Origin of the sequence: Thalassovita litoralis, from assembly GCF_900182725.1 — a bacterium.
GTDB lineage: Bacteria > Pseudomonadota > Alphaproteobacteria > Rhodobacterales > Rhodobacteraceae > Thalassobius > Thalassobius litoralis.
In genome coordinates this window covers 39,210-57,237 of record NZ_FXTO01000009.1, presented here as the reverse complement: position 1 = coordinate 57,237, position 18,028 = coordinate 39,210, and the positions used below count along the sequence as shown (strand labels likewise).

Below are 18,028 nucleotides of genomic sequence, written 5' to 3'. Positions count from 1 at the left end.
GACACAAAAACACGCCAACAGGCAATATCATGCGCAAAACACGCATAATATCGGCAAAATACGCAAATTCCCCGCCAAAACTCTTACTGCGGACTGATACTTTGCGTACTTTGCGCATCCCCGGTTCGGTATGACGGAAAAAAGCGCAACAGACACAACCAACGAGCCGCAACATGTACGTATATCAATCCATTGCCCAATCCCTTTCCGATCATGGCTGTGACACAATGTTCGGGCTGATGGGGGACGCCAATCTTTTCATGGTCGACCATTTCGTGCGTGCCGGGAATGCAACCTTTGTCCCAGTGGCCTTCGAGGGGAGCGCGGTTCTGATGGCGCTGGCCTACGGTCGGGTTGCGGGTAAGGTCGGCATCGCCACAGTCACCCACGGCCCCGCGCTGACCAACTGTGTGACCGCCCTAACCGAAGGCGCGCGCGGCCACGTTCCTATGGTGCTGCTGGCAGGCGATACCGCCGTATCCAACCCGCACAACCTGCAAAACATTGACCAGCGCGAAACGGTCAAGGTCACAGGCGCCGGGTTCGAGCAGATGCGCTCGGCTGAAACTGCGTCCTACGATGTGGCACATGCCATTTACCGGGCGCAGGTGGAAAAACGGCCCATCGTGCTGAACATGCCCGCCGATTACATGTGGCAAGAAGTCGAACACACCCGCCACGTCTTTCCCGCGTTCAACGCACCCGCCTTTGTGCCCGAAGGGGACGATCTGGACACAGCCGTGGGCATGATTGCCAGCGCCAAACGCCCGATCATTCTGGCGGGGATCGGCGCCAAAGACTCTGTGGAGCAAATCAAGAAACTGGCTGACCGTCTGGAGGCTCCGCTGGCCACCACGCTCAAAGCCAAGGGGATGTTCAACGGCCACCCTTATAACATCGACATCTTCGGCACACTGTCGACACCCGCCGCATATGAGGCCATTGCCAAGGCCGATTGCGTCGTGGCGTTCGGCACATCGCTGCACCATTTCACCACGGACAAAGGCGCGTTGATGAAGGGCAAGCGCGTGGTGCAAATCAATGATACCGTCACCGAGGTTGCCAAAAACTACCACCCGGATGCCGCGCTTGTGGCCGATGCGGGTTTGACCGCTGACAATATCATGTGGTGGCTGGACGAAGCCGAAATCCCCGGCAGTGGCTTTACCGCAGAACTGGATATGGCCGTGCTGACCGCCCACCCCAAGGGCAACCCCGACAAAGCAGCCCCCGGATTCGTGAATTTTGAATACGCACTGGACCGACTGGAACAAGCCCTGCCCAAGAACCGCTTTCTGACCACCGACGGGGGGCGTTTCATGACCGAGGTCTGGTGCAGGGTTTCCTGCCCCAACGCGGAAAGCTTCATCACAACCACCAATTTCGGCTCTATCGGGTTGGGGCTACAGGTTGCCGTCGGCGCGGGCTTTGCGGTGCCGGAACGGCCCGTCGTGCTTTTCACCGGCGATGGTGGGTTCATGATGGGCGGCATCAATGAATTCAACACGGCCGTGCGAACCAATCAGGATCTGATCGTGATCGTGGCTAATGACTCGGCCTATGGGGCTGAACACATTCAATTCCTCGATCGAAAAATGGATCCGGGACTGACAATGTTCGACTGGCCATCCTTTGCCCAAATCGGAACAGCACTGGGCGGTCAGGGTGTTTTGGTCGATTCCGCCCAAAGCCTTGAAGCCGCGATCCAGGCCATCGAAACCCGCAATAAACCTCTTTTGATCGAATTGCGTCTGGACCCGAACAACGTGCCGCGTATGCGGGTCTGACCCGCGAACGACTGCCACCCCTGCCAGCCAGAAACGACACGGCCCAAGGTCTGTGTCGTTTCGCCCATGCACCGGGCTGGAAGACCACACAGTTCCCCAGATGCCCCGCAACAAAACCCGATGTTGTGGGGGCTGTGGTATATTCCCGCGATAGCTTTCGCATGATTGCGGAAAATACGCGCCCAGATGCAGCAGGATCGCTGGGATCGTGTGTGCCCCTTCAAATCACCCCACCATTTTGATTGCTAGATAATTATTTGCAAGATAACTAATCTGCATTATAGTCCAGTAGCCAGCAGGAGGAGAGGCACGCGACCGGACCATCGCCCAAGCACAGAGGCGAACAATCTTACGTGACGCGCCATTATACCTGGCTCTACGCAACTCACGCCGATCAGCACCAAAGGGAGATGAAATTTCATGCATTATGCACCAGGTCAGGAGCCGTGCCCCCTGCCATTCAGCCCGTTTAAGGCCTGCACTATACCGCGCCCAATCGGCTGGATATCGACAACAAGCAGAAACGGGGTCGATAACCTTGCGCCTTTCAGCCAATGGCAAAACCTGAATTTCAACCCTCCCATGGTCATGTTCGCGGCCAACCATCGCACGGGTGCGCGCCGCAAGGATTCCGTCGTCAACGCCGAGGAAACCGGCTGGTTCGTCTGGAACATGGCAACCTATGATCTGCGCGAAGCCGTCAACATCTCGGGAATGGATACCGGACCAGAAGTAGACGAATTTGTCGCCGCAGGCGTAACCAAGGCTGCCAGCATCGACGCAAATGCACCACGAGTCGCGGAAAGCCCGGCGCACTTCGAATGCCGCTATCTCAGCACACACCGGCTGTCCGGGGGCGACCGCGACACGTGGGTTGACGTCGTCTATGGCGAGGTCGTGCGCATCCACGTGAACGACGAAGTGATTTCCCCAGAGGGCAAGCTGATGGTCCCGAAGATCAAGCCCTTAGCCCGCATGGGGTATTACGATTACGCCGTGATCGAGAATACTTTCGAGATGCGCATTCCAGGCGCGCCATCCAGCCTTCAGGCCGGTATGGAGGGGCGCTCGACGTAGCAAGGCTCTTGTCTTGCCCTCTTCCCGAGGCCCGCGCTTCATTGCGCGGGCTTTCGTGCATTAAGAGGTTCCATTTGATTTATATGGCTTATCTTGACGCACTCGGTCACATCTGACCGCTCGCTTCCAAGGCTGTCTCCAAATATAAAGAAAGCCCTATTTCCGGCTTGGTCGGTTACATCCTGCACCACGGCGGCTGGGTAGTTCGCCATATCAAACGGCGCGTGTTTTCTCAGGATGCCCACAATCAGCAAATGACCGCTTCCAGCTTGGAAGCGAAATCCTCGCGCCCGATCCGCATACACTTCAGGAGCCATTCGCAGTGGCTCTTCCGGACATCCTTGGGCAGGCAGTCGCACCACGGGTAAGCTGCGGAAATTTGCGGCAGAATTCGTCTGATTATGCTCGCGCCACAATAATTAGAATAAATACTCTAGAAAATTTCCTCTAGTTTGATAAAAGAAAGTACAAACCAACGGGTTCATTCGGTATCTGGGAGGAAAGAGTGCTGAATAAACAAAAACTTATCGCGAATCTTGTGGTGACTGCTGGCCTGTCCATGTCCCCCGCATTTGCTGAAACTCAGTCCTTGCGGCTTGCGACAGCAGCACCGCCGAACACGATCTGGCAGCAACAACTGGATCAGTTTGCCGCCGATGTTGCCGAAGAAACGGCAGGCAATGTCAAAATCGAAGTGTTTTACAATTCCCAACTGGGTGCCGAACAAGCCGTTCTTCCGCAGGTGATGCGTGGGCGGATTGATATGGGCGCGTTTTCGGTTGCGTCGCTGGCTGATCAGTTGCCCGAGGCCTATCTTGTGTCGATGTTGTTCTTCTATGACGACGTTGCCAGCCGCTCTTGTATTCTGGATACTGTGCGGGAAGATTACCGCTCTATGCTGGCCCCGACTGGCGTGCGCGTTCTGGACTGGACCGAGGTTGGCACCGGGCAGCTGGCCGGGGCGGAACCTTTCTTGACGCCTGATACCGTGTCCGGACGCCGCATTGGGGCCGCAGCCAACCCGATTTCAAATGCCTATTGGGAAAAACTTGGCGGTTTCCCGACAATGACACCAGCCAGCGAAGCCGCGTCAAACCTGTCCACGGGCTTGATTGATGTCTATCCGACGATCCCGGTGTTCTATGTTTTTGGTGGCATCGCACAGGTTGCCCCGGTGCTGACGCGTCTGGATTATGTGATGTCCCCGGCGGCGATGGTGATCAACCAAGGCGTTTGGGACAGCTTGTCGGACGAAGATCGCGCAGGCATCAACCGCGCCCTTGCGCGGCACCCGTCAACGGAACGTTCAGCGGCTTTCTTTGCCTTTGAAGAGGCTGTTCTGGGCATGGCGCAGGAAAAGGGCGTCAAGATCGAAGTCCCGACAGACGAACAGCGCGCACAATGGAGCGTTGGCATCGAAGATTACTATGATCAGGTGTTGGCCAACGTCAGCGATGAAGGTCACGCCTTCTGGGAAAAAATGAAGGCAGCGCGTCAGGCCTGCACGCAATAACACCGCGTGGCGGCACCCCAACGGGTGTCGCCAAATTTCTGGAGGATCAGCAAGATGACAGACAAAGCCCCCCCTGTTTTCGTTCGCCGCGCCTTGGATCTGTGGCATCGCGCCGAGGTCTGGATCGCTGTCATTGCCTTCTCGGCCATTGCGCTGATCCTGATCTATGATGTTCTGGTGCGCGAGGCCGTTCTTCCCCTCCTGTCCCTGATGGGATTGGAAGGACGCTGGCTGGTTCTTTATGGCTCGCAGAAAATCGCTGTATATCTGCTGGTGGCGGGGGCTTTTGCCGGGATCGGGATTGCAACATGGGCAGGGGCGCAGCTGATCCCCAAGGTCGGGTTCAAAGCCGTCCCGGCACGATTTGACGGCCTAGCCAACCGGGCGGCGGATATAGTGACCTTTCTGTTCCTGATGGCCGTGGCCGTAGTGGCCGCTGATTTCGTGTTCGAGTCTTTCCAATCCGGGCAGCGTGCTTCGGGGGGATTGCGGATCGAGGTCTGGAAAGTGCAGGCCGCGATTCCGCTTGGCTTTGCCTCTGCTGCATTGCGGTACTTTGCCTTTGTCATCTGGCCTGATGTGCGCCCACAGCAGGCGGAGGCAATGGAATGAACGCCCTTCTTCTTTTTCTTATCGTCTGTGCCCTGCTGATCCTGCGTCAGCCGCTTTTGGTGATCCTGTTGGCGGCAATCGCCTATGCGCAAATCATCTGGGGCGGTGGTCATCTGACGTGGATCATCGAAGATATGTTCGTATCGCTGGATAAGGAGCTGATCCTTGCCATCCCGATGTTCATGCTGTGCGGCGGCGTGATGACCAAAGGATCAACCGCGCGCCGCCTGACGGATGTTGCACGCGCACTGACGGGGCATTTGCCCGGCGGTCTTGGGATTGCGGCGATCATCAGTTCCGCAATTTTCGCAGCGATTTCCGGGTCGTCCATCGTAACGATGCTGGCGATTGGCAGCGTGGTCTATCCGGCGATGCGCGAAGCTGGCTATAACAAGCGTTTCGCGCTGGGTGCGGTCATGTCCGGGGGAACGCTGGGGATTATCATTCCGCCTTCGATCCCGCTGATCCTGTATGGTCTGGTAACGGAAAGCTCGATCGTCGATCTGTTTCGCGCCGGGGTCGGGCCGGGCATTTTGCTTGTCCTGCTGATGACAGTGTATTCCGTTGCCGCGAACCGCCATATGCCCACCACGCCCTTTTCGTTGGAAACCCTGCGCCACAGCCTGCGCCGTGGGATCTGGGCGCTGTTGATGCCGGTCATTCTGCTGGGCGGGATTTATTCCGGCCTGTTTTCCCCAACCGAAGCCGCAGCCGTAGCATTGATGTATTCGGTCGTGATCGAACTGGCTGTTCACCGTGAAATCGGGTTTGCCGATTTGAAGAATGTGGTTCTGGAAGCGGCAAAACTTGGCGGGGCGCTGTTTCCGCTGATCGCGGTTGCCCTTAGCCTGAACCTGATCCTGATAGAAAACCGCGTTCCTGACATGATGCTGGGCCTTGTCGATGGATGGATCACCAGCCCGATCACTTTTATCATTATCGTGAACCTGTTGCTGCTGGGCGTGGGAGCGATGATGACCACAGCCGAGGCAATTCTGATCCTTGCGCCGATCCTTGCACCGATTGCGGCGGTCTATGGTTTCAACAAGATCGTGTTTGGCATCATCATGATCGTGAATCTGGAAATCGGCCTTCTGACACCGCCGGTTGGCCTGAACCTGATCGTGGCCATGTCCGCGTTCAAGGAAAAATTCGGCCTTCTGGTGCGTGCCGCACTGCCATTCATCGCGCTGATGGTCCTTGCCTTGGCGCTGATCAGCTGGCTGCCCGAAATTTCGCTTTACTTCGTGAATTAACTGGAGACCCCCATGTCGATTATTCCCCTGTGTACCCCGCCGGAAGCTGTGGAAATCCAGACGCGTCGCCAACGCCTACAGGCCGCGATGCAAGACCAAGGTCTGGATGCGCTTGTTCTGCACAATCCTGACAACGTGTTTTACCTGACGAACTTTGCCAACATGGTGCATGAACGGCCCTTTATTCTGGTCCTGTTCACCACGGGCTGTCCGGTTTTCGTCATGCCGAAACTGGAAGAACCGCATGTCCGCATTCGCGCCGTTGGAGATTTGGAATTTGCCCCGTATTTCGAATTCCCCGCCCCCGCCGGGCAAGGGTGGGATGCCAAGCTGAAAGAGGTGATCGCAGGAAAAACCAATATCGGGGTCGAGTATGACAGCCCCTTGCATGTGATCGAAGCGTTAGAGGGGCACCATGTCCGGTCTGACATCGTCGAAGACCTGCGCGCGATCAAATCGGATTGGGAGATCAGCCGTCATCAATATGCCTGTGACATGTTCATGCTTGGGCTGGAAGAAACCCTGAACCTGTCGAAACCGGGTGCGTTGCCGATCCAGATTTATGGCGCAGCGGCGGGCAAGATGAACGCCAAGATGTTCGGGGACTTGCCAACGACAAATATGTTTTCCACGAAATTGCAGGCCTCAACCCAACCGCAACCGTTGACCCATGACCCTCATAATTTCACCAATCTTTTCGTGCCGCTGGCCGAAGGTGGGCCACATGTTGCGCTTTCTGCCGGGATGACGAATGGCTACGGCGGCGAGGTCGAACGGACCTTTTTCATCGGCCACGTTCCCGAAGCCGCCAAGCCGGTTTTCGACGTGATGATGGAAGCCCGTGCGCTGGCATATGCCTTGGCCAAACCGGGGACGGTGATGCACGATGTCGACGCTGCCGTGAACCAACTTATGCGCAAGGCTGGCTATGGAGAAAACCTGCTGCACCGCACGGGGCATGGGCTGGGTGTGACGGCACACGAAGGGCCATTCCTTGCAGAAGGCGATTACCGGGTGCTGAAACCCGGCATGGTGCTGACCATCGAACCGGGGATTTACCTGCCGCAGGTTGGCGGGTTCCGCCATTCGGATACCGTGCTGATTACAGAAAACGGAAATATCAATATGACCCCGTGGCCAGATACATTAGAAGCACTGACCCTGCCGTGTTAATCAAAGATCAAAGCGAGATTAGATGACCAATTCCGCCGCTCAGACCATTGCTAAACCCCGCAAGCGCAGCAAGCGCGGGATAGAAGCCGAACAAAAACTGTTGGAGGCGGCCAATACCGTTTTCTGGACCAACGGGTTCGCTGGTTGCACGATTGCCCAGATTATCGAAGAATCCGGGCTTTCTGTGGGGTCATTTTATCACCAGTTCAGCGACAAGCGCGAATTGCTGGATCGGGCAAAACAAAATGTGCTGGCCGATTTCCGCAAATCAATGGGCAACTTTGATCTTTCACGGGCTGGGAATGAAACGCTTTTCCAGTTGTTTCATGCCCTTACCATGTCTGGGCGCGACCTGATTGCCAGCAATCGCGGATTTTACCGGGCCATTTCGGAAATCGCGCAAAATCAGGCCGAAGGGTTCGGCGATCTTCGGATCATTGGGGCAACGGTTATTGCCGGTGTGGGGAATGCAATAGATGAATATGCCGATCAGCTTGTCACGCCCCCGTCCCGTGAAACCGTGGCCCATGCCGTGCAACTGATGACCATGTGCGTCTTACAGACAGAATTGGGTATGGGGCCGCAGTTCCCGACGGATGTGGATGAATTTGCCAACGTCATCGCGCGGGCGGCCTGTGGGGTTTTGGGCTATCAGGGGCCAACCGATATTGTTCCCCCCGCTACGCCCCAAGGGGCAATCCAATGACCGTTTTCAGCCACATGAGCATTCAGGTGCGTCCCGGCCAACGCCAAGAGGCAATGGAAGTGTTCCGTGCGCATAACGTTTTCACGGACTGCGCCGCCGCGATACCCGGCTTTATTCAGGCGTTTCTTCTGGCTGATCACGCCGATCCCGATGCCGTGTCTGTCATCGCGGAATGGCAGACAGCCCAAGATTTTCAGGACTGGACCACCCACCCAACCCGTGACGCACAGGAACAGGTTCTTTCGCGGTTTCTGGCTGCCCCGCCAACGACACGGCTGTTTGAACGGCACCTCTGACTCAACGGTTTCACGCTTTATCAAAGGGGGTCCGGCATGGATCGCATTTGGCATCAACATTATGGCAACATACCCAAAGACATCGAATGGGCATCGCTTGGGTCTATGGCTGACGTTATCGAAACGGCGTTTGACCGCTTTGGTGATCTCCCGGCGGTGCATTGTCTGGGTACGACCCTAAACTATGCACAGGTCGATCAGGCATCAGGGGCGCTGGCGGCCTTCCTGCAACAGAAACTGGGCCACAACAAGGGCGACCGGGTCGCGGTGATGCTGCCCAATATCATCCCGTTCAATGTGGCCACATACGCCGTGGTCCGCGCGGGTATGGTTCAGGTCAACGTCAACCCGCTGTATACCCCGCGCGAATTGCTGCATCAGTTGAACGATGCGGGGGTTGAAACCATCATCATTGCGGCGATGGCCTCGAAAACGCTGGGGGCTATTCTGGATCAGACCTCGGTCCGGAATGTCATCACGGTTCAGATTGGCGATATGATCGACGCGCCGGTTCCCGATGCCCCGATTGATCCCGCGATCCCCACCTATACGCCATTGCCGGATGCGCTATCGCAAGGGGCGGCCCTGACGTTTGAACGCCCAGAAATCGGTCAGGACGATCTTTTGTTCCTGCAATACACGGGCGGCACGACCGGGCTGTCCAAAGGCGCGATGCTGTCGCACGGCAATCTTGCGTCTAACATGGCGGTTTATGATTGGCTGGCCGGTCCCATCACCACACCGGGACGCGAAATCATCGTAACGCCTGTGCCGATGTATCACATTCTGGCCCTAATGGTTTCAGTCCTGAGTTACACCCGCTATGGCGCTTTGAACGTCCTGATCCCGAACCCGCGCGATATGGAGGCTTTTGTTCAAACGCTCCGCGCGTTCCGGTTTACCGCAATGATCGGGGTCAACACGCTGTATAATGGACTGTTGCACGCACCGGCATTTGCAGACGTGGATTGTTCGGGGCTAAAAGTCTGCTGGGCAGGCGGCGCAGCGGTTCAGGAAATCGTCTCGAACCGTTGGAAAGAGCGCACAGGCGTTCATATCAAAGAAGGCTACGGGCTTTCGGAAACCTCGCCCGTGGTTTCGATCAACCTGCCCACATTTGACGGTTTCAATGGCACGATCGGGGTTGTCGTACCGTCAACCGATGTTTCCATCCGCGACGATGCGGGCCGGGAACTGCCGCATGGCCAGCCCGGCGAAATCTGTGTGAAGGGGCCGCAGGTCATGCAGGGCTATTGGAACCGCCCCGATGCCACCGCCGAAGTCATGAGCGCAGACGGGTATTTCAAAACCGGGGATATCGGTCTTTTTACCGATGACGGATATTTGAAAATCGTCGACCGGAAAAAGGACATGATCCTTGTATCCGGGTTCAACGTATTCCCCAATGAAATCGAAGCCGTTCTGACCGCCATGCCGGGGATTATCGAATGCGCCTGCGTGGGCATCCCTGATCCGGACAAGGGCGAGGCGATCAAGGTGTTCGTCGTCACCAAAGACCAGACCGTAACCACAGAAACCGTGCGCGCATTTTGCAAGGCCAACCTGACCGGGTACAAAGTGCCCAGCCATGTCGCCTTTCTGGAAGAATTACCAAAATCCGCCGTGGGCAAAGTCCTGCGCCGGGAATTACGATAGGGGAGCGCATGGCCGTGGATTCGTTTGATGCAATCGTGCGGGAATATGTTTGGCTGGCGCTTCAACTGCACAACCATGATCCCAACCCCTATATCTATATCGGAGATCCTGAACTACGGGCGCAGGCGCAAACCAACGTCATGCCCTTGGACATGATTGATCGGGGACTGAACGTCCTTGAAGATGCGCTTGGGGCATTCCCGGAAACCCAAATCGACGGCGGCGCATACCGTCGTCAGATATTGGCGGAACGTATCACAGCGATGCAGGTGCGTTCAGGGATCTTGCAGGGCAGGATGCCCGCAAGTTTCACGGACGAGGTTCACGCGCTTTATTCCCTTGACGTTCCACACAAGGACGTGGCGCATTTTCGGGCGCTTGCCAGCGATCTGGAACAGATCGTCCCCGGTTCTGGCCCGCTGCCCGAACGTCTTGTTCGGTTTCGGGATCGGTTCCTGATTGCCCCCGACCGTATTCAGGCCGCAATGACCGAAGCCCTGCACGAAGCCCGCACCCGCACATTGGCGCATTTCGACCTGCCGGAAACCGAAGGCGTCACCGTGCAAATGGATACCGATGGGCATTTTTCCGGTTTTGCCGAATACCTTGGGCAGGGTCGGACGATTGTCCACTTTTCGCAAACCCAGCCGCTGCACCTTGATCGGGTGGTGGAACTGGCAACCCACGAGGCCTATCCCGGACATCACGTTCAGGGCACTTTGATCGAGGCCGAACTTGTTCATCGGCGGGGCTGGCTGGAATGGACAATGTTACCCCTGTTCGGGGCGCATACCGTTCTGGCCGAAGGCGCCGCCAATTACGGGGTACGGCTGGCCTTTGATCGCGAAACCCGCCTTGCGTTTGACCGCGACGTGGTGTTGCCGATGACCGGCTTGTCCCATCTTTCCGCCGATCTGGACGCCTATCATCATTACGTCGATCTTGTGGAAAAGCTGAATTTCGCCCGAAACGAAGTCGCGCGCGGGTTTCTGTACGGTGGCTGGGATCGTGACTATGCGATTGAATGGCTCATGACTTTTGGCCTTGAAACCCAAGGAACGGCAACCCAGCGGCTGGTCATTATTCAGGCCCTTCGCAGTTATGTTGTCACCTATAACTGCGGGTTGGACTGGGTCACGCAACAGATTGAAAATGTCGGGGCCATGTCTGTTTTGCAAAAATGGCAGGGTTTGAAACAACTGCTCGAAACGCCGACCATCCCTGTGAAAAGCAGTAACTTTGGCTGACATCACGCCCGGCGATCAGGCGTGTTTTGCATCCTTCATCATTTTGCATACCCACACCCGTGAAGGTGATCGTAGGTGGCGGGAAGTATTGCTCGTTAGGTGGTGCAGATCTATCGAGCAATTCAAATGTCAGATGATTTCCAATGCATTCTGGATTTCCACCAATGTGGCGGTAAAATCAGAGCCGGTTTGTGCGAGAGAAATCGACAGGCTGTGATCAATACCAGATGCCGTGTCGGTGTAAGAAATCTGTATTCCTGTTGTTGTCAGCACGACGCTTGAAGCGTCAAACTCGGCCCCACCCGCATTGTAGAAGCGAAGCGTATCGCCTTCACTGATATCGAAATCAGTCACCGATGTGTTGGTCGAGGTTCGCGTGAACTCGAATACATCCGCACCTGCACCACCTGTCAGCATATCGGTTCCGATGCCACCGAAAATGGTGTCATCGCCATTGCCGCCGACGATGTTTTCGTTGGCATCCGATCCCCAAATCACATCATTGCCGTCACCACCGTCGATAGACATGGCGATGCCTGCAAGGCTGTAATCAGGGCTGGTCAAGTCGATGATATCATCGCCGCCCATGGGCTGCACTGCAAGCCCGTGATCCTGATGAAGTCCAAGACGATCAAGGAAAGCGCCGACAACGAGGCCGCGTTCACGGCGATGGTGGCCGGGCTGACGGGCGAGGCGCTGGGCGCGCTCAGGGCGGCCTCTGAGGGTGATGAAACCCTTTCGCGGGCCTTCGCCTTCATCATGGATGAACGGGCCATGAGCGGCGCGGATTTCGCCCGTGAGCTACAGGGCGACTTTGCCCCCGAGAAGGTGGTGAACGTCAACAACCCCAAGGACTTGGAAAACAGACAGATCGAACTCAATGCCTTGGAAGACCTCGACAACGAGATTCGGGTGCTCTTTGCCGTAGATAAGCTGAATGAAGGCTGGGACGTGCTAAACCTGTTCGACATCGTGCGCCTCTACGACACCCGCGATGGCAAGGCCAATAAGGTCGGCAAGACCACGATGGCCGAGGCCCAGTTGATCGGGCGCGGGGCGCGCTACTTCCCCTTCGTGGCCCCGGATCAGCCCGACGCGGCGCGGGAAAAGCGCAAGTACGATAGCGCGATGGACACGCCCCTGCGAATCTTGGAGGAACTGCATTACCACTGTTCCCACAATCCCAAGTACATCCAAGACATCCGCAACGCCCTGCGCGAAACCGGGATGCTGGACGACACCGCCCGGACGGTGCGGCTGCGGCTCAAGGACAGCTTCAAACAGACTGACCTTTATGAGTGGGGTCATGTCTGGGTGAATGACCGGGTGCGCAATCCGCGTGACGGTGTAGACGGGCTAAGCGCCTACAAGATCGAAAGCAGTTTCATCTACCCCAACTTGATGACCGGGCGTGTGACGGAAGCCTCTGCATTCGGTGGAGGGCCGTTGACATTGAAGCCGTCACGCAAAGAACCCGTATCGCGCGATTTCAAGCTGGCCGGTTTCGGCAGAGCTATTCTGGGCTTTGCGATGGACGCCAACGACTTCTTCCACTTCGCCAACTTACGGACCTATTTCCCACAACTTGCCAGCGCCTCGCAGTTCGTCACCTCTGACACCTATCTGGGCGGTGCGATAGTGAGCGTGCGCGGCTTGCCTGATGACTTGGACAACCTGACAGCACGGCAAAAGCTGGACATCGCTCAATATGTCCTGCACCAGATCGAAAGCGGCGTGAAACGCGAAAGCGTCGAGTATATCGGCACAAAGGACTTTAAGCCCTATCCCATCAAAGACCGCTTCACCGACAAGGTGCTGAAACAACGGATCGAGGGCGAGACCGGGCTAAGCTGAACCGAAAGCAATGTGCCGGGGCTGGACCAGATCGACCTGACCAGAAAGGACTGGCACGCTTATGACGACAGTTACGGCACGGATCAGGAAAAGCACTTCATCAAGTACATGCACGATCAGGAAGCCCGGTTGCGCGGTGTGTATGACGACTTCTACCTGCTACGGAACGAGAAGGCGGTGAAGCTGTACGACTTCGACACCGGACGCGCCTTTGAACCCGACTTCGTTCTGTTTCTAAGAAAGAAGGGCCAAGAGGCCAGCACGATCTTGCAGCTATTCATCGAACCCAAGGGCGATCAGTTGCGCCCACAAGACGACTGGAAACAAGACTTCCTCGCGCAAGTCAAATCTCAAGCAAAACTTGAAACTCTATTCCAAGGCCGAAACTACAGTGTTTATGGATTGCCGTTCTTCAACGAAGGCGGCCAGACCAACACAGATTTCAAGGCAGCGTTTGAACCATTCATTGAGAGCAAGACCTGATAGCGGCACGTACCCCGCCAATGTGAACGCTGGAACACTGACAAGAGCGCGGCAGGGGTGCCGCGAATCTCTAGAAGCGTGGCAACGGCACCGGGCGAGATCACCGTTCCAGAACGCTAACCCGACATTCTTTTGGCCAAGGGCTTCGCGCCACCCCTGCCGCTAGCAACCTTCATGTTGTGGGGTATTATGTGGGGCGGACTGCATGTATTTACATTTTATTCAATAAAATCAATGATTAATGGCGGAAGCGGTGGGATTCGAACCCACGAACGAGTTTCCCCGTCGCTGGTTTTCAAGACCAGTGCCTTCAACCACTCGGCCACGCTTCCGGCTTGCCCCCTCTAACGGGTCCGAAATGATTCTAAAAGGCAGAAGCAGTGCGGGAAAATCCGCCGACCCCTTCCCACGGACTTTTCTTGGCCTTGGCATCCCGCTACACTGCGCCCGGTGCGGGGCTGTACCCGCTATGGCGTACAGGCAAAACGGCGGAACAACCGCCAGCGAAACAGGGCAATGGGCAGGGTAAGATGGTTTCACGGAAAAAACGGGTTTTAAGCCGCCATGCGATACGTATGGGTTTGGCCGGAACGGCGCTGGTGGTACTGGCAGGGTGCCAAAACGGTGATTTCCAGCTTTTCAACAAAAAACCCCCAGCCGAAGGCGAACCTGCCCGCGCGGTCAAGCTGATCGAACGGGACGTGGAAGCGCCCGATGTGTTTCAAGTGACCGAAGCCGGTCTTTGGGATGGCCGACCGTCGCTGGGCGGGGTCTGGGTGGCGCACCCGGATGTGGTAGAGCCAGAGCGGGTCATCATCCGCAACACCACCAATGGCAAATTCGTAATCGGCGCTTTGTTCCGCCGCGAACGCGAAAACCCCGGCCCGCGGCTTCAGGTGTCATCCGACGCGGCTGCGGCCTTGGGCGTTCTGGCGGGGCAACCCATGAAGCTGAACGTAACCGCACTCCGCCGCGAACAGGTCGAAGAAGAACCGGCCGCACCGCCGCCCGGCAGCGCCCTGCCCCCGGCCACAGATATCGAAGCCAAACCGCTGGACCCGATCCAGAAGGCAGAAAAGGCCATCGAAAAAGCAGAAGCAAAACCTGCGGCACAGCCCGCGCCGAAACCCAAACCCGCACCGGCGAAATCCGCGAAGTCGGGGCTTGAAAAACCGTTCATCCAGATCGGCATTTTCAGTGTGCAGGCCAATGCCAATTCTGCGGCTAAATCGCTGCGGGGCGCTGGGTTGAAAACCCAAGTCATTGAACAAAGTTCTAAGGGCAAAACCTTCTGGCGGGTTATTGTCGGTCCAGCCAAAAACGCCTCGGATCGGACAGAGCTGCTGAAGAAGATCAAGGCTAAGGGCTTCGGTGATGCCTATGCCGTCACCAACTGATCCAACGAAAGGAAAGGCCATGAAACATTCCCTGTTCCGACTGTTGGGCGCGGTTGCCGCCAGCGCGCTTCTGGCGCTTCCGGCGGGGGCGTTCGACACACGGGCCACGTCGGCCTTTGTGATTGATCAGACAACCGGCACCGTGCTGCTGGACAAGAATGCAGATGTCCCGCTGCCGCCTGCGTCAATGTCCAAACTGATGACGCTGTATATGGCGTTCGAGTCCATTCGTGACGGACGGCTGACGCTGGATGAAAAACTGCCGGTATCCCAACACGCCATGAGCTATGGCGGCTCCACGATGTTTCTGGACACAACCGACCGGGTCAAAGTCGAAGACCTGTTACGCGGTATCATCGTGTTATCGGGCAACGATGCCTGTGCCGTGATTGCCGAAGCGCTCAGCCCAGATGGCACAGAACCGGGATTTGCCCGGATGATGACCACGCGGGCGCAGCAAATGGGGATGAATAATTCCACGTTTTCCAACTCGAACGGATGGCCGCAGGCAGGGCATCGCATGTCGATGCACGATCTGGCCATTCTGGCCAATCACCTGATTACCGATTTCCCCCAGTTCTACCCCCTGTTTTCGGAACGAGAGTTCTTGTTCGATGGTCGCGCACCGCAAAACAAAAGCAACCGGAACCCGCTGCTGGGTTTGGGGATCGGGGCAGATGGGCTGAAAACCGGGCATACCACGGAAGCGGGCTATGGCTTGGTTGGCTCTGCCAAACAGGGGGACCGGCGGGTGATTTTCGTCATCTCCGGGCTGGATAGCGCCATCGCACGGGCCGAAGAGTCCGAGGCGATTGTGAACTGGTCCTTTCGCCATTTTGTCAAACGTCCTCTTGTCAAAGCCGGAACCGAAATTGCCCAAGCCCAGGTTTGGATGGGGGCAGAAGCTCGGGTCGGACTTGTCCCGCTAGAGGATGTCTCGGCCCTTCTGTCCGTGGAAAACAACAGCGCCTATACGGCCGAAGTGGTCTATCAAGGGCCAATCCCCGCGCCGATCCAGAAAGGTCAGCAATTGGCCAAGCTGATTATCACCCCCCAAGGGCTGTCCCCGATGGAGGTGCCGCTGGTCGCGGACCGCGATATTCCCCGTGGCGGATTTATCCCGCGCGTGACCACCGTGGGGCAAATTCTGCTCAAACGTCTGAACCAAGGCCCCGAGGGTGCATCTTGAGCGGACTGTTCATCAGTTTCGAGGGCATAGACGGGTCCGGCAAATCCACACAGGCCCGGTTGCTTGCAGACGCGCTCAAAACCCGTGGGTATGACGTAGTCCTGACCCGCGAACCCGGCGGCTCTCCGGGGGCCGAGGAAATCCGGGCATTGGTGTTGCAGGGCGATCCTGACCGTTGGTCGGCAGAAACAGAAATTCTGCTGTTTACGGCGGCGCGCCGGGATCATTTGGAACGCACAATCCGCCCCGCCTTGGCCGATGGGAAAATCGTGATCTGCGATCGGTTTGCCGACAGTACCCGCATGTATCAGGGACTCAGCCGTGGTGATCTGCGGGCCTTGGTGGATCAATTGCACAGTCTGATGATCGGGCAGGAACCGGACCTGACCGTGCTGATTGATATGGACCCCGGCGTTGGACTGTCCCGTGCGCTATCCCGCCAAGGGGCCGAAGAACGGTTTGAATCCTTTGGGCAGGACTTGCAGGAAAAAATGCGCAGCGGCTTTCTGGCGCTGGCACAGGAATTTCCGGATCGTTTTGTTGTCATTGATGGCGCACGCCCGCTGGAACAGGTCGCCGCCGATGTGCAGACCGTGGTAGAAGCCCGCCTGACATGAGCGAAACCGAAATCCCGGAACCAGACCGTATCGAAGGCGCCCCGCATCCGCGGGCAACGGCGCAGGTCATTGGGCAGGCGCAGGCGCGGGCTGCTTTTTTACAGGCGTTCAATTCGGGGCGGCTGCATCATGGCTGGCTGATCACCGGCGCGCGAGGTGTCGGAAAGGCAACGCTGGCCTGGCAGATTGCGCGGTTTTTGCTGGCAACGCCAATGGGCGGCGGGGATGACATGTTCGGTGGACCACCCGCCCCAACCACGCTGGACATTGCCCCGGATCATCCGGTGATGCGCAGAACCCTGGCCCTGTCAGAGCCGGGTTTGTTCCTGTTGCGCCAAGGCGGGGCCGGAAGCACCGAGTCTGAGCGGGAAAAGAACCTGCGCGATGGCAAATTTGCGGCTGACATCCGCGTGGATGAGGTTCGCAAACTGGCGCATTTTTTCCAGCTTTCGGCGGTCGAAGGCGGACGGCGCGTGGTCATCGTTGACGCTGCGGACGAAATGACCGTGCAGGCCGCCAACGCCCTGCTGAAAATGCTGGAAGAACCGCCCGCGAACACCACGCTTTTGCTGGTATGTCACCAACCCACGCGGCTGTTGCCAACGATCCGGTCCCGGTGCCGGGAATTGCGGCTATCCCCCTTGTCTGCTGCGGATATGGGGCAGGCGTTGGAACAGGCCGGGATCGCCATGCCCGGCGACCCGCATGGATTGGCCGAACTGGCCGCCGGATCGGTGGGCGAAGCGGTGCGCCTGATCAATCTGGGCGGCCTCCAGATGTATCAGGAATTGGTGGGGCTATACAGCACGTTGCCCCGGTTGGATCGCGCCCGCGCGTTGAAAATGGCCGAAGCCGCCGCCGCGCGCGGGGCGGATACCCGGCTGGATTTGTTGATCTCGCTGAACGATATGTTGATGGTGCGGCTGGCCCGTACCGGGGCTTTGGGGCATCCCCCATCGGTCGAAGCGGTTCCCGGCGAAGCGACCCTGTTAACCCGGCTGGCCCCCGATCCGATGAAAGCGCGGGCATGGGCCGATACCGCGCAGCAGATCGGCGCCCGGATGCAGCATGGCCGGGCGGTCAACCTTGACCCCACCGCGCTGATCCTAGATACGGTTTTCAAGATCCAGCAAACCGCGGCGGGCTGATCCCGCACAGGGAGCCA

18 protein-coding genes and 1 tRNA gene are annotated in these 18,028 nt (G+C 57.4%); 16 read left to right on the top strand and 3 right to left on the bottom strand.

The features are described 5' to 3' along the window. Window positions 1–173 precede the first annotated feature (173 nt). Complete coding sequence (locus FN828_RS09250; RefSeq protein WP_142493115.1) at window positions 174–1,787, top strand: thiamine pyrophosphate-binding protein; 1,614 nt, start codon at window positions 174–176, stop codon at window positions 1,785–1,787. Between the two features lie 420 nt (window positions 1,788–2,207). Beyond that, complete coding sequence (locus tag FN828_RS09245; RefSeq protein ID WP_142493114.1) at window positions 2,208–2,864, top strand: flavin reductase family protein; 657 nt, start codon at window positions 2,208–2,210, stop codon at window positions 2,862–2,864. 38 nt (window positions 2,865–2,902) lie between these two features. On the opposite strand, the gene FN828_RS09240 is transcribed toward FN828_RS09245, so the two are convergent. Continuing rightward, window positions 2,903–3,181 (bottom strand): hypothetical protein, encoded by a 279-nt coding sequence (locus FN828_RS09240; RefSeq protein WP_142493113.1) that lies wholly within the window; start codon window positions 3,179–3,181, stop codon window positions 2,903–2,905. A gap of 188 nt (window positions 3,182–3,369) precedes the next feature. On the opposite strand from FN828_RS09240, the gene FN828_RS09235 reads away from it, so the two are divergent. Genes FN828_RS09235 through FN828_RS09200 form a run of 8 tightly spaced genes read left to right on the top strand, consistent with a single transcriptional unit; the run spans window position 3,370 to window position 11,323 of the window. Next, complete coding sequence (locus FN828_RS09235) at window positions 3,370–4,377, top strand: TRAP transporter substrate-binding protein (protein WP_142493112.1); 1,008 nt, start codon at window positions 3,370–3,372, stop codon at window positions 4,375–4,377. A 54-nt stretch (window positions 4,378–4,431) separates the two neighbouring features. After that, window positions 4,432–4,989 carry a TRAP transporter small permease gene (locus FN828_RS09230; protein ID WP_142493111.1) on the top strand — a complete coding sequence of 186 codons (558 nt, stop codon included), beginning with the start codon at window positions 4,432–4,434 and terminating at the stop codon, window positions 4,987–4,989. Continuing rightward, window positions 4,986–6,245, top strand: coding sequence for a TRAP transporter large permease (locus FN828_RS09225; RefSeq protein ID WP_142493110.1), 1,260 nt, complete (start codon window positions 4,986–4,988; stop codon window positions 6,243–6,245). The genes FN828_RS09230 and FN828_RS09225 overlap by 4 nt, the downstream gene beginning before the upstream one ends. A gap of 12 nt (window positions 6,246–6,257) precedes the next feature. Beyond that, window positions 6,258–7,418 carry a M24 family metallopeptidase gene (locus FN828_RS09220; protein WP_142493109.1) on the top strand — a complete coding sequence of 387 codons (1,161 nt, stop codon included), beginning with the start codon at window positions 6,258–6,260 and terminating at the stop codon, window positions 7,416–7,418. Window positions 7,419–7,440: 22 nt separating this feature from the next. Continuing rightward, window positions 7,441–8,124: a TetR/AcrR family transcriptional regulator gene (locus FN828_RS09215; protein ID WP_142493108.1), complete on the top strand. Its 684-nt coding sequence runs from the start codon at window positions 7,441–7,443 to the stop codon at window positions 8,122–8,124. Continuing rightward, window positions 8,121–8,420 (top strand): antibiotic biosynthesis monooxygenase family protein, encoded by a 300-nt coding sequence (locus FN828_RS09210; protein ID WP_142493107.1) that lies wholly within the window; start codon window positions 8,121–8,123, stop codon window positions 8,418–8,420. Before FN828_RS09215 ends, FN828_RS09210 begins: the two co-directional genes overlap by 4 nt. A gap of 36 nt (window positions 8,421–8,456) precedes the next feature. Further along, the gene (locus FN828_RS09205; RefSeq protein ID WP_142493106.1) at window positions 8,457–10,076 is read left to right on the top strand and encodes an AMP-binding protein; all 1,620 of its coding nucleotides are present in this window, start codon (window positions 8,457–8,459) and stop codon (window positions 10,074–10,076) included. Between the two features lie 8 nt (window positions 10,077–10,084). Beyond that, a complete protein-coding gene (locus FN828_RS09200; RefSeq protein ID WP_142493105.1) occupies window positions 10,085–11,323 on the top strand; it encodes a DUF885 domain-containing protein in 1,239 nt (412 codons plus the stop codon). A gap of 129 nt (window positions 11,324–11,452) precedes the next feature. Here FN828_RS09200 and FN828_RS09195 read toward each other — a convergent pair whose 3' ends face one another. After that, a complete protein-coding gene (locus FN828_RS09195; RefSeq protein ID WP_142493104.1) occupies window positions 11,453–11,911 on the bottom strand; it encodes a calcium-binding protein in 459 nt (152 codons plus the stop codon). A gap of 27 nt (window positions 11,912–11,938) precedes the next feature. Between FN828_RS09195 and FN828_RS09190 the strand changes: the two genes are divergently transcribed. Further along, window positions 11,939–13,177, top strand: a complete 1,239-nt coding sequence (locus tag FN828_RS09190) for a hypothetical protein (protein ID WP_142493103.1) — start codon at window positions 11,939–11,941, stop codon at window positions 13,175–13,177. Between the two features lie 12 nt (window positions 13,178–13,189). Further along, window positions 13,190–13,660, top strand: coding sequence for a hypothetical protein (locus tag FN828_RS09185; RefSeq protein WP_142493102.1), 471 nt, complete (start codon window positions 13,190–13,192; stop codon window positions 13,658–13,660). Between the two features lie 242 nt (window positions 13,661–13,902). Here the strand turns inward: FN828_RS09185 and FN828_RS09180 are convergent. Continuing rightward, window positions 13,903–13,992, bottom strand: a tRNA-Ser gene (locus tag FN828_RS09180). A gap of 198 nt (window positions 13,993–14,190) precedes the next feature. Between FN828_RS09180 and FN828_RS09175 the strand changes: the two genes are divergently transcribed. The 4 genes from FN828_RS09175 to FN828_RS09160 are packed head-to-tail and all read left to right on the top strand — an operon-like array spanning window position 14,191 to window position 18,011. Next, window positions 14,191–15,057, top strand: coding sequence for an SPOR domain-containing protein (locus FN828_RS09175; protein WP_142493177.1), 867 nt, complete (start codon window positions 14,191–14,193; stop codon window positions 15,055–15,057). 19 nt (window positions 15,058–15,076) lie between these two features. Next, the gene (locus FN828_RS09170) at window positions 15,077–16,246 is read left to right on the top strand and encodes a D-alanyl-D-alanine carboxypeptidase family protein (RefSeq protein ID WP_142493101.1); all 1,170 of its coding nucleotides are present in this window, start codon (window positions 15,077–15,079) and stop codon (window positions 16,244–16,246) included. Continuing rightward, window positions 16,243–16,863, top strand: a complete 621-nt coding sequence (gene tmk, locus FN828_RS09165; protein WP_235891446.1) for a dTMP kinase — start codon at window positions 16,243–16,245, stop codon at window positions 16,861–16,863. The genes FN828_RS09170 and tmk overlap by 4 nt, the downstream gene beginning before the upstream one ends. Continuing rightward, entirely contained in the window at window positions 16,860–18,011 is a 1,152-nt protein-coding gene (locus tag FN828_RS09160) for a DNA polymerase III subunit delta' (RefSeq protein ID WP_142493100.1), read from the top strand. Before tmk ends, FN828_RS09160 begins: the two co-directional genes overlap by 4 nt. Window positions 18,012–18,028: the final 17 nt, after the last annotated feature.